Source organism: Nocardiopsis sp. KDC1DS13DA1, from assembly GCF_055632325.1.
Genome location: NZ_JBVMUY010000014.1, coordinates 411750 through 426755 on the forward strand (window position 1 = coordinate 411750; position 15006 = coordinate 426755).

Consider the following 15006-nt stretch of genomic DNA (forward strand, 5'->3'; position numbering starts at 1 on the left):
GTGCACGGGGGTGGCGACGGTGCCGCGGACCAGAAAGTGCGTGGTCCCGCCCCCGTGCCGGACCGCGCGTCCGTCTAAGGTGGGGCGCATGGTGCAGGAATTTGAGAAGGTCGGTGTCGTCGGACTCGGCACGATGGGCGCGGGCATCGCCGAAGTGTTCGCCCGTGCGGGGTTCGACGTCATCGGGGTCGAGATCGACCAGGCCGCCCTCGACCGCGGCCGCGGCCACGTCGACAAGTCCCTCTCCCGGGCCGTGGGCCGGGGCAAGATCACCGAGGAGGAGCGCGCGGCGATCGACGCCCGCCTGACGTTCACCACCTCCCGCGAGGACCTCGCGGACGCCGACTTCGTCGTCGAGGCCGTCCCGGAGAGGATGGACATCAAGCGCGACGTCTTCGGCGACCTGGACCGGATCTGCCCTCCGGGGACGATCCTGGCCACCAACACCTCCTCCCTGTCCGTCACGGAGATCGCCGCGCTCACCGACCGCCCCGAGCGGGTCGTGGGCCTGCACTTCTTCAACCCGGCTCCCGTCATGAAGCTGGCCGAGGTGGTCACGACCGTCTCCACCAGCGAGGAGACCGTCGACATCGTCACCGAGGTCGCCAAGCGCATCGGCAAGACCCCCGTCACGGTCGGCGACCGGGCCGGATTCGTGGCCAACGCTCTCCTGGTCCCCTACATCAACGACGCGATCCGCCTGTACGAGCGCCGCGTGGCCACCCGCGAGGAGATCGACGCCTCCGTCCAGAAGGCCGCCGGGTTCCCCATGGGGCCGCTCACCCTCGCCGACCTCGTCGGCCTGGACGTGTGCCTGGCCGTCATGGACGTGCTGTGGGAGGAGTACCGCGAGCCGCGCTACGTCGCCGCCCCGCTGCTGCGCCGCATGGTGGCCGCCGGTCGCCTGGGCCGCAAGTCCGGGAGGGGCTTCTACACCGGACAGGACGACCCCGCCGAGGCCCAGCCCGCCGGCCGCTTCGCGGAGATGGTCCGCGAGGAGGAGAACCTGGACCTGGGCGAGATGCTCATCGCCCCCCAGATCGACGACGCCCTGCGCATGATCGGCGACGGGTACGCCTCCGCCCGCGACGTCGACACCGCCATGCGGTTCGGTTGCGGCTACCCCAAGGGCCCCACGGAGCTCCTGGAGGAGCGCGGCGCCGAGCACGTCGTCACCACCCTGGTCGCGATGAGCGAGTACAGCCTGACCAGTATCGCGGTGCCCGCTCCGCTCCTGGTGGACCAGTTGCCCGAGATCGAGCACGAGGGCCACGACCACTGACGCGCGGGGGGCCTGCGGGCCTCCGCGGGGCGAGGCGAGCCCTGTGTGAACGTGTGAGCACGTGGAAGGCACGGGCACGGCCGCCGTCACGGGGTGTGGCGGCGGCCACTGCGCGGTCTCTTCTACCCTGGAACGCGTGAGCCCGCGCCGTAACTCCCCCCGTCGTCAGTCCTCCCGGGGTCGCGGCGGTCCCGCAGGACCGCCCGACGAGGACGCCCTGATGCTGCGTGTCACCGGCGGACAGCGCCGGGAGACCGGGCCCGACGGGGAGTGGGTCACGCGCCGGCTCCCCGGGGCGTCCGCCACCAAGGTCTACCGCTGCCCCGGGTGCGCCCAGGAGATCCCCACGGGGATGGCCCACGTCGTCGCCTGGCGCCCCTACGGCGACGGCGACGACCGCAGGCACTGGCACTCCTCCTGCTGGGACCGGCGTGCCCGCAGGTCACCCCGCTACTGAGGCCCGACCCGGATTCGAGGAGCCATGGAGATCCGAGCCACCACGGTGCTTCCCGCCGTACGCAGACCCGTCACCCTGCACACCGCCGACGGCCTGGAACTGGTCGGAGAGCTGGCCACACCGGAGGGCCGCGACCCCGTGGCCACCCTGGTGTGCCTGCACCCGCTGCCCACCGCCGAGGGCATGATGGACAGCCACGTCCTGCGCAAGGCGTCCTTCCGCCTGCCCGCCCTGGCCGACGTCGCGGTGCTGCGGTTCAACACCCGCGGCACCACCTCGCGCCACGGCACCAGCCAGGGCAGTTTCGGCGAGGGTGAGACCGAGCGGCACGACGTCCTCGCCGCCGTCGAGTTCACCGAGTTCGAGGGGCTGCCCGACCCGTGGCTGCTCGGCTGGTCCTTCGGGACCGAGCTGGCGCTCAAGTGGGGCTGCGACCCGCAGGTGACCGGGGCGATCCTGCTGTCCCCGCCGCTGCACCGCGCGGGCGAGGCGGACATGAAGGTGTGGGCGGACTCGGGCAAGCCGGTGGTCGCGCTGGTGCCCGAGCACGATGACTACCTGCGTCCCGACGAGGCCCGGGAGCGGTTCGCCCCGCTCACGCAGGCGGAGGTCATCGGCGTCGACGGCGCCCGGCACCTGTGGGTGGGGGAGCCGTACGTGCGCCGCGTGCTCAACGAGATCGTCCGGCACGTCAACCCGGCCGCCCACCCGCTGCCCACCGAGTGGGACGGACCCCACGAGAGGGACGTCGCCCCCCTGGGCTGAACCCGCCCCACCGACGACGCGCGAGGGGCCCGCGTTCCGGATCACGTCCGGAACGCGGGCCCCTCGCCGTGTTCGTTCGGGGTCGTGCGCTTCGCCCGCCATCATCCTCAACGCAGGACTGGGGCGCGGTACCCGCTCGCGTCGGACGCCCTCAGGGCAGGGGCGCCGCATCCTCGGCCACGCCCGGCGCTCGTTCCCCGCCGCGCGGCCCGACGCGTCGTGCCGCGCCCCGACGGCGCCCGAACGACAGACCCCCTGGGGCGACCTTCCGGGGACCAGGCCCCAGGGGGGTCTTGGCTACTCCTGCCACCAGTCCTCGTCGTCGGAGCCCTTGCCGGAGTGGGCGGGCTGCTTGGCCTCCTCGGCCGGGGCCGGGCTCTCCTGCGGGGCGATCGCCGCGGGGGCGGGCGGAGCCGCCGGAGCGGGGGCCGGGGCGCCACCGCCGCCGAGCAGCTGACGCAGCTGCTGGAGGTGCGACTGGATGCTGTCGCGCTGGGCGTTGAGGTCGTCGACCTCCTTCTTGGCGGCCGTCATGATGCGGTTGGCCTCGGCCTTGGCGTCGGAGAGCTGGTGCTCGGCCTTGGACTTGGCCTCCGACTCGATCTGGGTGGCGTTCTTCTTGGCGTTGCCGACCAGCTGCTTGGCGTGGTTCTCGGCGTCGCGGCGGGTCTGCTCGGCCTGCTGGCTGGCCTTGGTGGCGCGCTGCTCGGCGCTGTTGGCGCGCTCCTCGGCCTCGCTGACCATCTTCTGGGTGGCGGCCTGGGCGGCGGCCAGGCGCTCGGCGTCCTGGCGCTCGGCCTCGGCGCGGCGGTCGGCGAGCTGGAGCTCGAACTGGTCCTCGGCCTCGGTCCGACGCGCCTCGGACTCGGCGGCGGCCCGCTCGGCGTTCTTGCGCAGCTCCTCGGCCTGGCTCTTGGCGGCCTGGATGGTCTCGTCGCGCTCGCGCTTGGCCGCGGCGCGCGCCTGGGCGCACTCGCGCTCGGTGGTGGTGCGCAGCTTGGCGATCTCGCCCTCGAAGGTCGCGCGCTTCTCCGCGATCTCGTGGTCGACGGCGGAGCGCTTCTTCTGGACCTCGCGCTCGGTGGTGGAGGCCAGCTCGTCCGCCTCGCGGCGGGCCGTGGTGGTGATCTCCTCGGCCTCGGACTCGGCGGTCTGGCGCTGCTCGTCGGCCTCGCGCTGGGCGAGGGTGCGCACCTCGGTCGCCTCCGACTCGGCGGCGGCGCGCATCTCGGCGGCTTCGATCTTGGCGGCCGAACGGATGTCGTTGGCGTCGATCTGGGCGCTCTGGACGAGCTCGTTGGCCTGTTCCTCCGCCAGGCGCAGCAGCTCCTCGATCCGCGAGCCCAGCCCGGAGTAGGAGGGGCGCTCGCGCTCCTGGAGCTGGCGGTTCTTGGCGCCCAGCTCGGCCTTGAACTTCTCGATCTTCTTGTTGGACTCCTCCAGCTCGCCGCGCAGGCTGGCCGCGTAGTCATCCACCTGGGTGCGGTCGTAGCCACGCAGCACCACGTCGAATTCGGGCGGGGTGTTGTCCTCGTTGAAGATGTTGTTGAGTTGGGAGTCAATGTTGTTTGACGACATGTGGCGGAATCCTGAACGGGTGCGAGACGGCTAACTTGCTGGCGGCCGGGGGGCGGCGGACGGCGGCCGCGTCGTCCCCGGTGGACGGGAGGCGTCCGGGTGTGCGGCTACCGGACTGCAAGACGTGAACCTCGGCCGGAGGAACACTCCGGCGGCTAAGCGACTTTATCAAGCGCGGAACGCCTGGGAAGAGGGTTTCGGGTAACTTCCGGTGGGCCTGTGGTCAACTCATCCCCCACAGCCCAAGACGTGACGTGTCCGGAACGTCCCCGTGACATTTCTGTCCGGGCGGCCACCTCGGGGGAGGTGCCGTGCGGACGCCCGGACCCGGTCCGGAGCGGACACGGCCACCGTCACCCGGCGCTCTGCACGAGCTCGGTGAGCACGCCTCCGCAGTCCTTCGGGTGCAGGAACACGATGCTCGACCCCGACGTCCCGCGGCGCGGCTCCTCGTCCAGGACGCGTACGTCCCGCCCGCCGACCGCCGCGGCGCTCGCGGCCACGTCGGACGTGCCGAAGGCGACGTGGTGCACGCCCTCGCCGTTGCGCTCCAGGAACTTCGCCACGGGGGAGTCCGGGCGGGTGGGTTCGAGCAGTTGCAGATAGGTGGCGCCGCCGTCGTCCGTGCCGTTGATTCGGAGCATGGCCTCGCGCACGCCCTGCTGCTCGTTCACCTCCTCGTGCTCGACCTCGAAACCGTAGGTGCGGCGGTAGAACTCGACCGAGGCGTCGAGGTCGCGGCAGGCGATGCCGACGTGGTCGAGCCTGGTGAGGCCGGAGAAGGGGGTGGTGGGAGCGGGTGCGTCACTCATGAGCGTGAACCTCTCGGATGTCGCCGAACGCTGTGTGGGTATCGTTGCAGACCAGGTGCGTCACCGATCACATGGAGGCCAGTTACGATGCCCGGTTCCGTCATCGTCGGTGGGGCGCGGACCCCCACCGGCAGACTCCTCGGCTCCCTCGCCGGGTTCTCCGCCGCAGACCTGGGCGGATTCGCGATCAAGGCCGCGCTGGAGCGCGCCGGTGTCAGTGGTGAACAGGTCGGATACGTGGTCATGGGACAGGTCCTCCAGGCCGGCGCCGGGCAGATCCCGTCCCGCCAGGCCGCCGTGAAGGCGGGCATTCCCATGAGCGTGCCCTCCGTCACCATCAACAAGGTGTGCCTGTCCGGCCTGGACGCGATCGCCCTCGCCGACCAGCTCATCACCGCGGGCGAGTTCGACGTCGTGGTCGCGGGCGGCATGGAGTCCATGACCAACGCCCCGCACCTGCTGCCCAAGTCGCGCAAGGGCTTCAAGTACGGTTCCGTCGAGGTCCTGGACGCCACCGCGCACGACGGCCTCACCGACGCCTTCGACAACGAGTCCATGGGCGCCTCGACCGAGCGGCACAACGCCAAGCTCGGCATCGGCCGCGCCGCACAGGACGCCTTCTCCGCCCGCTCCCACCAGCGCGCCGCCGCGGCCACGGCCGAGGGACGGTTCACCGACGAGATCGTCCCCGTGCAGATCCCGCAGCGCAAGGGCGACCCGGTCGTCTTCGAGACCGACGAGGGCGTCCGCCCGGGCACCACGGTCGAGACCCTGGGCAGGCTGCGTCCGGCCTTCGACGCGGACGGCACCATCACCGCCGGGTCCTCCTCGCAGATCTCCGACGGCGCCGCCGCCGTCGTCGTCATGAGCCGGGCCAAGGCCGAGGAGCTCGGCGTGCCCGTCCTCGCCGAGATCGGCGCGCACGGCAACGTCGCCGGTCCGGACAACTCCCTGCACTCGCAGCCCTCCAACGCCATCCAGCACGCGCTGACCAAGGCCGGGCGGACGGTCGAGGACCTGGACCTGATCGAGATCAACGAGGCCTTCGCCGCGGTGGGCATCCAGTCGGTGCAGGACCTGGGCGTCTCCGAGGACATCGTGAACGTCAACGGCGGTGCCATCGCCCTCGGTCACCCGATCGGGGCGTCCGGCGCCCGGATCGCCGTGACCCTGATCCACGAGCTGCGCCGCCGCGGTGGCGGACTCGGTGCCGCGGCCCTGTGCGGTGGCGGCGGCCAGGGCGACGCCCTGCTGTTCACGGTGCCCGCGCAGTAGGCACGACCCGTCGGGTCCCGGCCGGGGCCGAATCCAGGAGGAGTCCCATGAACGCGGCCAGTCTGGCGGAACGGCTTCGGGAGGGTGACCGCAGGGCGCTGGCCCGCGCGGTGACCCTGGTCGAGAACGGGGCGCCGGAGCTGCGCGGGATCATGGCGGCTCTGGCTCCGCACACCGGACGGGCACGGGTGGTCGGCTTCACCGGGGCCCCGGGCGTGGGCAAGTCCACGACGACCAACGCGGTCGTGCGTGTGCTCCGCGCCCGGGGCCTGTCGGTCGCGGTGCTCGCCGTGGACCCCTCCTCGCCGTTCACCGGGGGAGCCCTGCTCGGGGACCGGGTGCGCATGCAGGAGCACGCCACCGACCCCGGCGTCTACATCCGCTCCATGGCCAACCGCGGGCACCTGGGCGGACTGTCCTGGGCGGCGCCGCACGCCCTGCGCGTCCTGGACGCGGCGGGGTTCGACGTGGTCCTGGTGGAGACGGTCGGGGTGGGGCAGGCCGAGGTCGAGATCGCCGGGCTGGCGGACACCACCGTGGTGCTGTGCGCCCCGGGGATGGGCGACTCGGTCCAGGCGGCCAAGGCGGGGGTGCTGGAGGTGGCCGACGTCTTCTCGGTGAACAAGGCCGACCGGGACGGAGCCCGGGTCACCCTGCGCGAACTACGGCAGATGGTCGCGATGGTGGACCGGACCGACGAGGAGTGGAAGCCGCCGATCGTCATGACCGTGGCCGCCGAGGGCGAGGGCACCGAGGAACTGTGGGAGCGGGTGGAGCAGCACCGCTCCCATCTGGAGGCCACGGGTGAGCTCATCTCGCGGCGGCGTCTTCGCGCCCGCGAGGAGGTGCAGGGGATCGCGCTCGACGCGCTGCGCTCGCGCATGGTCGGGGTGGGCGAGGACGGTGGTCTGGACGCCCTGGCCAGGGAGGTCGCGGAGGGGCGGCGCGATCCCTACGCGGCGGCCGACCTCCTGCTCAAGGAACTGGGCGCCGACCCCCGGGAGTGAGGGGACGCCCCCGGACGCGGGAGGGCCCCGAAGACGAGAGGGGCCGACGCGGACCGTCGCACATCGGTCCGCGTCGGCCGGGGCGGCGGTGCTCCCCGGATCAGAGCACCGACGCCCGTCCCGGAACGGAGGGGTCCGTCCGGGAGACCGTGGTCACCGGTTCCCGACCAGTGCCGTGTCGATGGCGGCCATGAGGCTGCCGTCGGCGTCGTCGCCGTCGATCGACCAGACCATGACACCGCCGAGGCCGTTGTCGAGGGCCCACTCGGTCTTCTGGGTCATGGCGGTCTCGTCGTCGTAGGTCCAGAACGTCTCGCCGTCGTAGAGCCAGGCCGTGCCGAGATCGTCGTTCCGGTGCAGGTCGAAGCCCTCCAGCTCGCTGAGGGCCGACCAGCGGGCGTCGCCCCGGGCCGGGCCGGTCGCGTTCTGGAAGAGGCCGTCGCCGTTCGGTCCGGGCTCGACGCCGGTCCAGCCCTGCCCGTAGAAGGGCACTCCCAGGACGATGTCGGCGGGGTCGACACCGCGGTCGACGTAGGCCTGGACCGTGTCCCGGGTGGAGATGACCGGTCCCTCGTCGTCCGGGTCGGCGACCAGGTTGGACTGGTGGTTGGTCGTGCTCTCCCAGGTGCCGTGGTAGTCGTAGCCCTGGACGGTGACGAAGTCGAAGTCGGTCATGAGCTCGTCGAGCTCGTAGCCCAGGTCGATCCGCCAGGTGCCCGCGGGCAGGAACGCGGTCAGCTCGTACTCGCGGTCGGTCTGCGCCTCCAGCGCGTCGAGCTGGTCGCGGAACTCCTGGACGAGGGCGGTGAAGTTCTCGCGGTCCTCGGGGCGCACGGTGTTGTGCGGGTGGCCGGCGCTGCCCGGCCACTCCCAGTCGAGGTCGATGCCGTCGAAGACCCCGTAGGCCGAGCCCTCGCCGCCCGCGCCGTCGAGGACGGGCAGGTCGCCGCGCAGGTAGAGGTCGATGCAGGAGCTGACCATGCGCTCGCGGGACTCGGGGGTGAGCGCGGCGTCGGAGAAGTGTTCGGACCAGGTCCAGCCGCCGAGGGAGATGTTGACCCTCAGGTCGGGGTACATCTCCTTGAGCTTGCGCAGCTGCCCGAAGTTGCCGCGCAGCGCCTGGTCGGGGTCGTCGGCGACGCCGTCGACGCTGTTCGCCGCTCCGGTGGACGTCACGTAGTCGGCGCGGGCCTCGCCCCGGCCCTCCTCGTCGCTCATGAAGCACGCACCGTCGGCGTCCACGTTGCCGAACGCGTAGTTGATGTGCGTGAGCCGTGCGGCGGTGCCGGAGGTGACGAGGTCGCGGACGTGGTAGCCGTTGTCCTCCGCGCCCCACTGGGGAAGGTAGGCGACGCTGAGGCTGTCGTGGTCGGGGCCGGTACCCCCGTCGCACGGGGCGCCGTTGACCAGGCACAGGACGGGGGCGGTCGCGCCGTCCTCGTGCAGGCCGTTGAACCCGAAGCTGTAGCTGCCCCCGGCGGGGATCGCCGCTCCCCAACGCGGCGGGGTGACCGTGTACCAGCCCTCGGACTCCGTCAGCTCCGCGTTCCACATCTGGTGGACGCCGCTGCCGTCGGGGAGGTCGAAGCCGATCGTCCAGTCGCTGACCGGGGAGTCGGAGGCGTTGGTGACCGTGATCTCGCCGCTGTACCCCGTGTTCCAGCGCGCGGACTCCTCGAAGGTGACGGTGAGGTCGGCCGGGTCGGCGGGCGGGGCCTCCTCGGCGGACGCCGCGGGGGCGGCCAGAGCGATCGGGGCCGCCAGCACGGCGGCGGAGATCGCCGCTGACCGGGGTCCGGGTCGTCGTGCTCTCACGTGGGGGTCTCCTGTGTGGGGGTGGGGCGCTCACGCGCGTCGCCCGTGGAGCAGGGGGTGGTGGGTGTCCGTCCGGGGGCGCGGACGGAATTTTTAGGAAACTTAACTAACAATTAGCCGGGCCGTCAATGGTCACTCTGTGACGAATGGTGACTCAGGGTGTGGATGGTGCTCGTGGGGCGAACCTGTCCAGTCCGGGGGCCGGACCAGCGGCCGGAAGGGGATCGTGTCCCCTTCCGGCCACCGCCATCCCTTGACGTCAGCCGCCCGAGGGCGGTCTCCGGGGGTGGGTCAGGACGCCAGCGCCGCGTCGACCGCGTTCATCAGCGTGCCGTTGGCGTCGTCACCGTCGATGGACCAGATCATGACGCCGCCCAGACCCTGGGCCTGCGCCCAGTCGGTCTTCTGGGTCAGCGCGATCTCGTCGTCGTAGGTCCAGAAGGTGTTCCCGTCGTACAGCCAGGCGGCGCCGTGGGTCTCGTCCCGGTGCAGGGTGAAGCCCGGCAGGTCCTTGATCACCTTCCAGTCGTCGATGCCCTGCTCGTAGGTGCCCGGAGCGGGACCCGTCGCGCTCTGGAAGAGGCCGTCCCCGTTCGGTCCGGGGTCGACGCCCGTCCAGCCGCGGCTGTAGAAGGGCAGGCCGAGCACCATGTCGGCGGGGTCGACGCCCCGGCTGATGTACTCCTGGATCGCGATCTCGCTGGAGAACTGCCGCGGGCTCGGGTCGCTCTGGTCGAACACCAGGTTGGACTGGTGGGCCGTGGCGTTCTCCCAGCCGCCGTGGTAGTCGTAGCCCTGGACCGTGACGAAGTCGAAGTCGGTCATCAGCTGGCCCATCTGGAAGCCGGCCTCGACCTTCTCCGGGTCGGCGGGCAGGAACGCGGTCAGCTCGTAGGGCCGACCGGTCTCGGCCGTCAGGGCGTCCAGCTGGGTGCGGAACTCCTGGACGAGGGCGGTGAAGTTCTCGCGGTCCTCGGGGCGCACGGTGTTGTGCTCGTGGCCGGCGCTGCCCGGCCACTCCCAGTCGAGGTCGATGCCGTCGAAGATCCCGGCGGCCGCGCCCGGGCCGCCCGCACCGTCGAACATGGGCAGGTTGCCGCGCAGGAACTGGTCGATGCAGGAGCTGACCATCCGCTGCCGCGACTCGGGGGTCAGGGCGGCGTCGGAGAAGTTCTCCGACCAGGTCCAGCCGCCGAGCGAGATGTTGACCTTCAGGTCGGGGTACATCTCCTTGAGCTTGCGCAGCTGGTTGAAGTTGCCGCGCAGGTCCTGGTTCCAGGTGTCGGCGACGCCGTCGACGCTCTCGTCGGCGCGGAACGAGCGGCCGTAGTCGGCCCAGGCGTCGCCCTGGCCGAGCTGGTTGGCCATGAAGCACTCACCGTTGGCGTTGATGTTGCCGAAGGCGTAGTTGATGTGCGTGAGGTTCGCGGCGGTGCCGGAGGTCTCCAGGTTGCGGACCAGGTAACCCCGGTCGTAGATGCCCCACTGGGTGAAGTAGGCGACGCGGCGCTCGCCCGCCGGGGTGGTGCCGCCGCCCTCCAGGGTGGTGGCGGTGACCGCGGCGCTGTCCGCGCCGCGGTTGTTGGAGGTGTCGTAGGCGCGCACCGTGAAGCTGTACTCGGTCAGGGGCTGCAGGCCGCCGACGGTGGCGGTCAGGGTGTCCCCGCCGACGGAGCGCACGACCTGCCCGCCGGAGACGATCTCGTAGCCCGCGACCGCGACGTTGTCGGTGGCCGCGTCCCAGGACAGGGCGACGGTGTTCGAGCTGACCTCGCCCACGGTCAGGCCGCCGGGGGTGGACGGGGCCTCGGTGTCGGGCTCGCTGGGGCCGCCGGAGCAGGGGGAGCCGTTGACCGTGCAGTTGACCGGGGTGGTGTCACCGCCGCCGTGGGTGCCGTTGAAGCCGATCTGGTACGAGCCGTTCGCGGGAACGGGCGCGCCCCAGGACGGCGGCGTGAGGGTGTGGGTGTTGCCGTTCACGGTGTGGACGGCGTTCCACAGGCTGGTGATCTGGACACCGGAGGGGGTGTCGAAACTGACCGTCCAGTCGGTGAGTGCACTGGAGGTCTCGTTCTGGATGGTGATCTGGCCGCCGTAGCCGCTGTCCCACCGGGACGTCTCGACGTAGGTGACGGTCACCTCGCCGGGCGCCGCGGCGGCCGGCGTCGGGGCCAGGGCCAGGGGGGCGACCAGCAGTGCCGCGGCCAACGCGGCGAGCCGGTTTCTCAGATGGCGTGCTCTCACGGAGGTGTCTCCAGGGTGGGGGGAGGGACTGTGGGCTGACCGCAGGGGAGCGGGCGCTCCGGGCAGCGGAGGAAGTCCTTGCGGAGTGGTGACGAGTCGTATCCGAATGAGGTGCAGGACGGTGGTGAGCGGGCCATAGCGTCTCTGACGTGGGGGAACTAATTTTTAGGAAACTTAACTAATAGTTTCCTCGCGAGTCAATGAGAGTGCGCGGCCTTTTTTCGCCTTCTCCGGAGGCGGCTCGCTCCGACTCCGGGGTGCGGCCGGCTTTTCCGAGTTGGAGAGCCGGACCGGTATCGGGTGCCCCAACTGTCCCCTTGTGGACAGGGTCACATCTTGCCTTCCTCCGGCCTGAGTGGTACCCGATCGCCTCGCAGGGCGGGAGCGCCGGTTGCGCCGCGCCGGTGCCTACTTGTGAGTAGCCGTACGGCACAGGAGCGAGCGGGGGGCCGGGGCGGCACGGTTAGAGTGGCGGAGTGGGAAACCCGTTGAATCTTCCGTTCGACCCGATCGAGCGCGCGCACGACAACTGGACGCGGCGGTGGGGCGCCTCGCCCGCCATGGCCGCCGTCACCTCCGTCATGCGCGCCCAGCAGATCCTGATCGGGGAGCTGGACGGCGCCCTCAAGCCGTTCGGTCTGACCTTCGCCCGCTACGAGGCCCTGGTCCTGCTCACCTTCAGTCACTCCGGCGCACTGCCGCTCGGCAAGATCGGTGAGCGCCTCATGGTGCACCCGACCAGCGTCACCAACACCATCGACCGGTTGGAGGGGCAGGGGCTCGTGCGCCGCCGCCCCAACCCGAGCGACGGTCGCGGGGTCCTGGCCGAGATCACCGACGCCGGGCGCTCGGTCACCGAGGAGGCCACCGGCGCCCTCATGGGCATGGACTTCGCTCTGGGCTGCTACTCCGACGAGGAGCTCTGGCGGATGCACGAGATGTTCACCAAGCTCAGGGTCGACTTCGGGGACTTCCCCGAACCGGTCGCCGCCGAGGGCCGCTGACGCCCGTCCGGCACCGGGAGGGCGCCGAGGGCGCGCCTTCTGTACATCATTATTTGGACGTCCTACTATTTCGGTATGACGGACACCACATCGGGACCCACTCCCAACGGCGGATCCGAGGAGATCGAGTCGGGTCGTGAGCGCTGGCAGCGCCGTTACGACTCCTCCCGCGTGCGCGACGCGGACTTCAGCTCCCTGTCCGGCCGCCCCCTCCGGCCCGTGTACGGGCCGCCCCCCGGTGCCGAGGCGCCCGGGTTCGAGCGGATCGGCTGGCCGGGCGAGTACCCCTACACACGCGGTCTGTACTCCACCGGCTACCGGGGCCGGACCTGGACCATCCGCCAGTTCGCCGGGTTCGGCAACGCACGCCAGACCAACGAGCGCTACCGGATGATCCTCGACTCCGGTGGCGGCGGGCTCTCCGTGGCCTTCGACATGCCCACGCTCATGGGCCACGACTCCGACTCACCGCACGCCCTGGGCGAGGTCGGGCACTGCGGTGTCGCGATCGACTCGGTCGCCGACATGGACCTGCTCTTCGACGGCATCCCGCTCGACGGGACGACCACGTCGATGACGATCAGCGGCCCGGCCGTCCCCGTGTTCTGCATGTACCTCGTCGCCGCCGAGCGCCAGGGCGTCGACGTCGGCACCCTCAACGGGACCCTCCAGACCGACATCTTCAAGGAGTACATCGCACAGAAGGAGTGGCTCTACCCCCCGGCACCCCACCTGCGCCTCATCGGCGACCTCATGGAGTACTGCGCGGAGCACATCCCGGCGTACAAACCGCTCTCGGTGTCCGGGTACCACATCCGCGAGGCCGGGGCGACGGCCGCGCAGGAGCTCGCCTACACCCTCGCCGACGGTTTCGGCTACGTGGAACTCGGCCTGTCGCGCGGCCTGGACGTCGACCGGTTCGCGCCCGGGCTGTCGTTCTTCTTCGACGCCCACATCGACTTCTTCGAGGAGATCGCCAAGTTCCGCGCGGCCCGCCGGATCTGGGCGCGCTGGATGACGGACACCTACGGAGCCACCACGGAGAGGGCGCGGTGGCTGCGGTTCCACACCCAGACCGCCGGGGTGTCGCTCACCGCGCAGCAGCCCTACAACAACGTGGTGCGCACCGCCGTCGAGGCGCTCGCCGCCGTACTCGGCGGCACCAACTCCCTGCACACCAACGCGCTCGACGAGACCCTGGCGCTGCCCACCGAGCAGTCCGCCGAGATCGCGCTGCGCACCCAGCAGGTGCTCATGGAGGAGACCGGGGTCGCCAACGTCGCCGACCCGCTGGGCGGCTCCTGGTACCTGGAGTCGCTCACCGACGAGCTGGAGGCGGAGGCCGAGCGGATCTTCGCGCAGATCCTGCGCATGGGCGGCGGGCGCGACGCCGAGCACCGGATCGGACCGATGACCTCGGGCATCCTCGCGGGCATCGAGAACGGGTACTTCAACTCCGAGATCGCCGAGGCGGCCTTCCAGTACCAGCGGGCGCTGGAGAAGGGCGACAAGCGGATCGTCGGGGTCAACTGCCACACCACCACGGTCTCCGGTGAGCTGGACATCCTCAGGATCAGCCACGAGGTCGAGCGGGAGCAGAAGAGGGAGCTCGCCGAGCGCAGGGAACGCCGCGACGGGGCCGCCGTCGACCGCGCGCTCGCCCGCCTGCTGGAGGGCGTCCGCGCCGAGGGCGGCAACCTCGTCCCGCTCATCATGGACGCCGCCCGTGCCGAGGCCACGCTCGGGGAGATCTGCGCCACGATGGGGGAGGAGTTCGGCACCTACACCGAGGACCCGCGCTTCTGAGCCCCGCGGACCAGGGACAGCCACTCGGAGGCGGGGAAGGAGAGGTGGCCCGCGTCGCGGTTCTGTGTGTCGCGGATGTCTGCCCCGGCGGCGGCCACACGGGCCTCCACACACTGGCCGCCGGTGCTGCTGTAGCTCGACTTGGCCCACTCAGTCGTCACGTGTGCTCAACCCCTTGAGAACCTGCATCGACTGCTCGGAGGGAAGCGCGCTTCCCAGCGCACGTTTCACCAGTTCCTGTAGCCGATCAAATCCGGTCGTTTCGTCGTAGATGACGTTACCGGAGACGTGATCTGAACTTGCCGCCCGGGATCCGTCGACCAGGCGGAACAACAGGAGTGGGGATGTGATCCCGATCAGAGCGGAACATTCTGGAACAAGGTGGATTCGCACTCTTCCACCGCCTGCCAGCGAGAGCAGGTGTGCGGCTTGCCCCCGCTGAACCTGCTCAGGAACACAGGTCAGAGCGGTTTCGGGGAACACTGCGGCGATCTCGGGATCGTTCTTGCTTCGCAGTACCTCGTAGCGGCCAGATCGAATTGCCGTGAGGCGGTCGATCTCGGGGGGTGCCGCGAGAGGTTGACCGTGTTGGAAGACGATACGTGCGTAATCAGGGGATTGGAGAAGTCCGGGAACCAGGACGGGGGAGAGGAACTCGATGTACACCGCCTCTTCCTCCAAACGTCCGATGTCCTGCATCCAGGGTGGGAGTGAGGAGCCGGAGGTCTGTGCCTCCCACACCTTCCGTAAGCGCCCGGAGGCGCTGAGAACTTCGTCCAACCGTTGCGCGTAGTCCCGCTTTGGTACGGTTTGAGCCGACTCCCAGCGGCAGAGAGATGAAGCGGACGTGCCGACTCGTTTGGCTAGCTGTCGTTGGGTCAGGCCTCTGAGCTCGCGCCACTTCGTCAGTTGGGCAGGAAAAGGGGATTGCGGCATGTTTCAGATTGTAGTCAATTGATTG

The 15006-nt window shown here is 70.6% G+C and carries 13 protein-coding genes; 7 read left to right on the forward strand and 6 right to left on the reverse strand.

Annotation, left to right across the window (positions count from 1 at the left end):
* Positions 1-88: 88 nt before the first annotated feature.
* From ACTVAJ_RS10215 to ACTVAJ_RS10225, 3 genes are all read left to right on the forward strand, one after another.
* Positions 89-1282 (forward strand): 3-hydroxyacyl-CoA dehydrogenase, encoded by a 1194-nt coding sequence (locus tag ACTVAJ_RS10215; protein ID WP_470387834.1) that lies wholly within the window; start codon positions 89-91, stop codon positions 1280-1282.
* 220 nt (positions 1283-1502) lie between these two features.
* Entirely contained in the window at positions 1503-1739 is a 237-nt protein-coding gene (locus ACTVAJ_RS10220) for a hypothetical protein (RefSeq protein WP_470387835.1), read from the forward strand.
* Between the two features lie 24 nt (positions 1740-1763).
* Positions 1764-2504, forward strand: coding sequence for an alpha/beta hydrolase (locus ACTVAJ_RS10225; protein WP_470387836.1), 741 nt, complete (start codon positions 1764-1766; stop codon positions 2502-2504).
* Between the two features lie 297 nt (positions 2505-2801).
* Here ACTVAJ_RS10225 and ACTVAJ_RS10230 read toward each other — a convergent pair whose 3' ends face one another.
* Together ACTVAJ_RS10230 and mce are read right to left on the reverse strand one after the other, a co-directional pair.
* Positions 2802-4082: a DivIVA domain-containing protein gene (locus ACTVAJ_RS10230; protein WP_470387837.1), complete on the reverse strand. Its 1281-nt coding sequence runs from the start codon at positions 4080-4082 to the stop codon at positions 2802-2804.
* A gap of 353 nt (positions 4083-4435) precedes the next feature.
* A complete protein-coding gene (mce, locus tag ACTVAJ_RS10235) occupies positions 4436-4894 on the reverse strand; it encodes a methylmalonyl-CoA epimerase (RefSeq protein WP_470387838.1) in 459 nt (152 codons plus the stop codon).
* An 87-nt stretch (positions 4895-4981) separates the two neighbouring features.
* Between mce and ACTVAJ_RS10240 the strand changes: the two genes are divergently transcribed.
* Both ACTVAJ_RS10240 and meaB read left to right on the forward strand, forming a co-directional pair.
* Positions 4982-6169, forward strand: a complete 1188-nt coding sequence (locus ACTVAJ_RS10240) for an acetyl-CoA C-acetyltransferase (RefSeq protein ID WP_470387839.1) — start codon at positions 4982-4984, stop codon at positions 6167-6169.
* Between the two features lie 47 nt (positions 6170-6216).
* Positions 6217-7176 (forward strand): methylmalonyl Co-A mutase-associated GTPase MeaB, encoded by a 960-nt coding sequence (gene meaB, locus ACTVAJ_RS10245; RefSeq protein ID WP_470387840.1) that lies wholly within the window; start codon positions 6217-6219, stop codon positions 7174-7176.
* A 153-nt stretch (positions 7177-7329) separates the two neighbouring features.
* Here the strand turns inward: meaB and ACTVAJ_RS10250 are convergent, their stop codons facing one another.
* Together ACTVAJ_RS10250 and ACTVAJ_RS10255 are read right to left on the reverse strand one after the other, a co-directional pair.
* A complete protein-coding gene (locus ACTVAJ_RS10250) occupies positions 7330-8991 on the reverse strand; it encodes a glycosyl hydrolase family 18 protein (protein ID WP_470387841.1) in 1662 nt (553 codons plus the stop codon).
* A 291-nt stretch (positions 8992-9282) separates the two neighbouring features.
* A complete protein-coding gene (locus ACTVAJ_RS10255) occupies positions 9283-11235 on the reverse strand; it encodes a glycosyl hydrolase family 18 protein (protein ID WP_470387842.1) in 1953 nt (650 codons plus the stop codon).
* 488 nt (positions 11236-11723) lie between these two features.
* Here ACTVAJ_RS10255 and ACTVAJ_RS10260 point away from each other — a divergent pair, with 488 nt between their 5' ends.
* Both ACTVAJ_RS10260 and ACTVAJ_RS10265 read left to right on the forward strand, forming a co-directional pair.
* A complete protein-coding gene (locus ACTVAJ_RS10260) occupies positions 11724-12239 on the forward strand; it encodes a MarR family winged helix-turn-helix transcriptional regulator (protein WP_470387890.1) in 516 nt (171 codons plus the stop codon).
* Positions 12240-12314: 75 nt separating this feature from the next.
* Positions 12315-14045: an acyl-CoA mutase large subunit family protein gene (locus tag ACTVAJ_RS10265; protein ID WP_470387843.1), complete on the forward strand. Its 1731-nt coding sequence runs from the start codon at positions 12315-12317 to the stop codon at positions 14043-14045.
* On the opposite strand, the gene ACTVAJ_RS10270 is transcribed toward ACTVAJ_RS10265, so the two are convergent.
* On the reverse strand, positions 14021-14206 hold the full coding sequence (locus ACTVAJ_RS10270) for a DUF397 domain-containing protein (protein WP_470387844.1): 186 nt from the start codon (positions 14204-14206) through the stop codon (positions 14021-14023). The genes ACTVAJ_RS10265 and ACTVAJ_RS10270 overlap by 25 nt on opposite strands.
* On the reverse strand, positions 14196-14981 hold the full coding sequence (locus ACTVAJ_RS10275) for a helix-turn-helix domain-containing protein (protein WP_470387845.1): 786 nt from the start codon (positions 14979-14981) through the stop codon (positions 14196-14198). The genes ACTVAJ_RS10270 and ACTVAJ_RS10275 overlap by 11 nt, the downstream gene beginning before the upstream one ends.
* Positions 14982-15006: the final 25 nt, after the last annotated feature.

Coding starts and splice junctions, on each gene's coding strand:
- ACTVAJ_RS10275 (WP_470387845.1), bottom strand. CDS start 14,981: ATGCCGCAATCCCCTTTTCCTGCCCAACTGACGAAGTGGCGCGAGCTC.
- ACTVAJ_RS10220 (WP_470387835.1), top strand. CDS start 1,503: ATGCTGCGTGTCACCGGCGGACAGCGCCGGGAGACCGGGCCCGACGGG.
- mce (WP_470387838.1), bottom strand. CDS start 4,894: ATGAGTGACGCACCCGCTCCCACCACCCCCTTCTCCGGCCTCACCAGG.
- ACTVAJ_RS10265 (WP_470387843.1), top strand. CDS start 12,315: ATGACGGACACCACATCGGGACCCACTCCCAACGGCGGATCCGAGGAG.
- ACTVAJ_RS10240 (WP_470387839.1), top strand. CDS start 4,982: ATGCCCGGTTCCGTCATCGTCGGTGGGGCGCGGACCCCCACCGGCAGA.
- ACTVAJ_RS10230 (WP_470387837.1), bottom strand. CDS start 4,082: ATGTCGTCAAACAACATTGACTCCCAACTCAACAACATCTTCAACGAG.
- ACTVAJ_RS10225 (WP_470387836.1), top strand. CDS start 1,764: ATGGAGATCCGAGCCACCACGGTGCTTCCCGCCGTACGCAGACCCGTC.
- meaB (WP_470387840.1), top strand. CDS start 6,217: ATGAACGCGGCCAGTCTGGCGGAACGGCTTCGGGAGGGTGACCGCAGG.
- ACTVAJ_RS10215 (WP_470387834.1), top strand. CDS start 89: ATGGTGCAGGAATTTGAGAAGGTCGGTGTCGTCGGACTCGGCACGATG.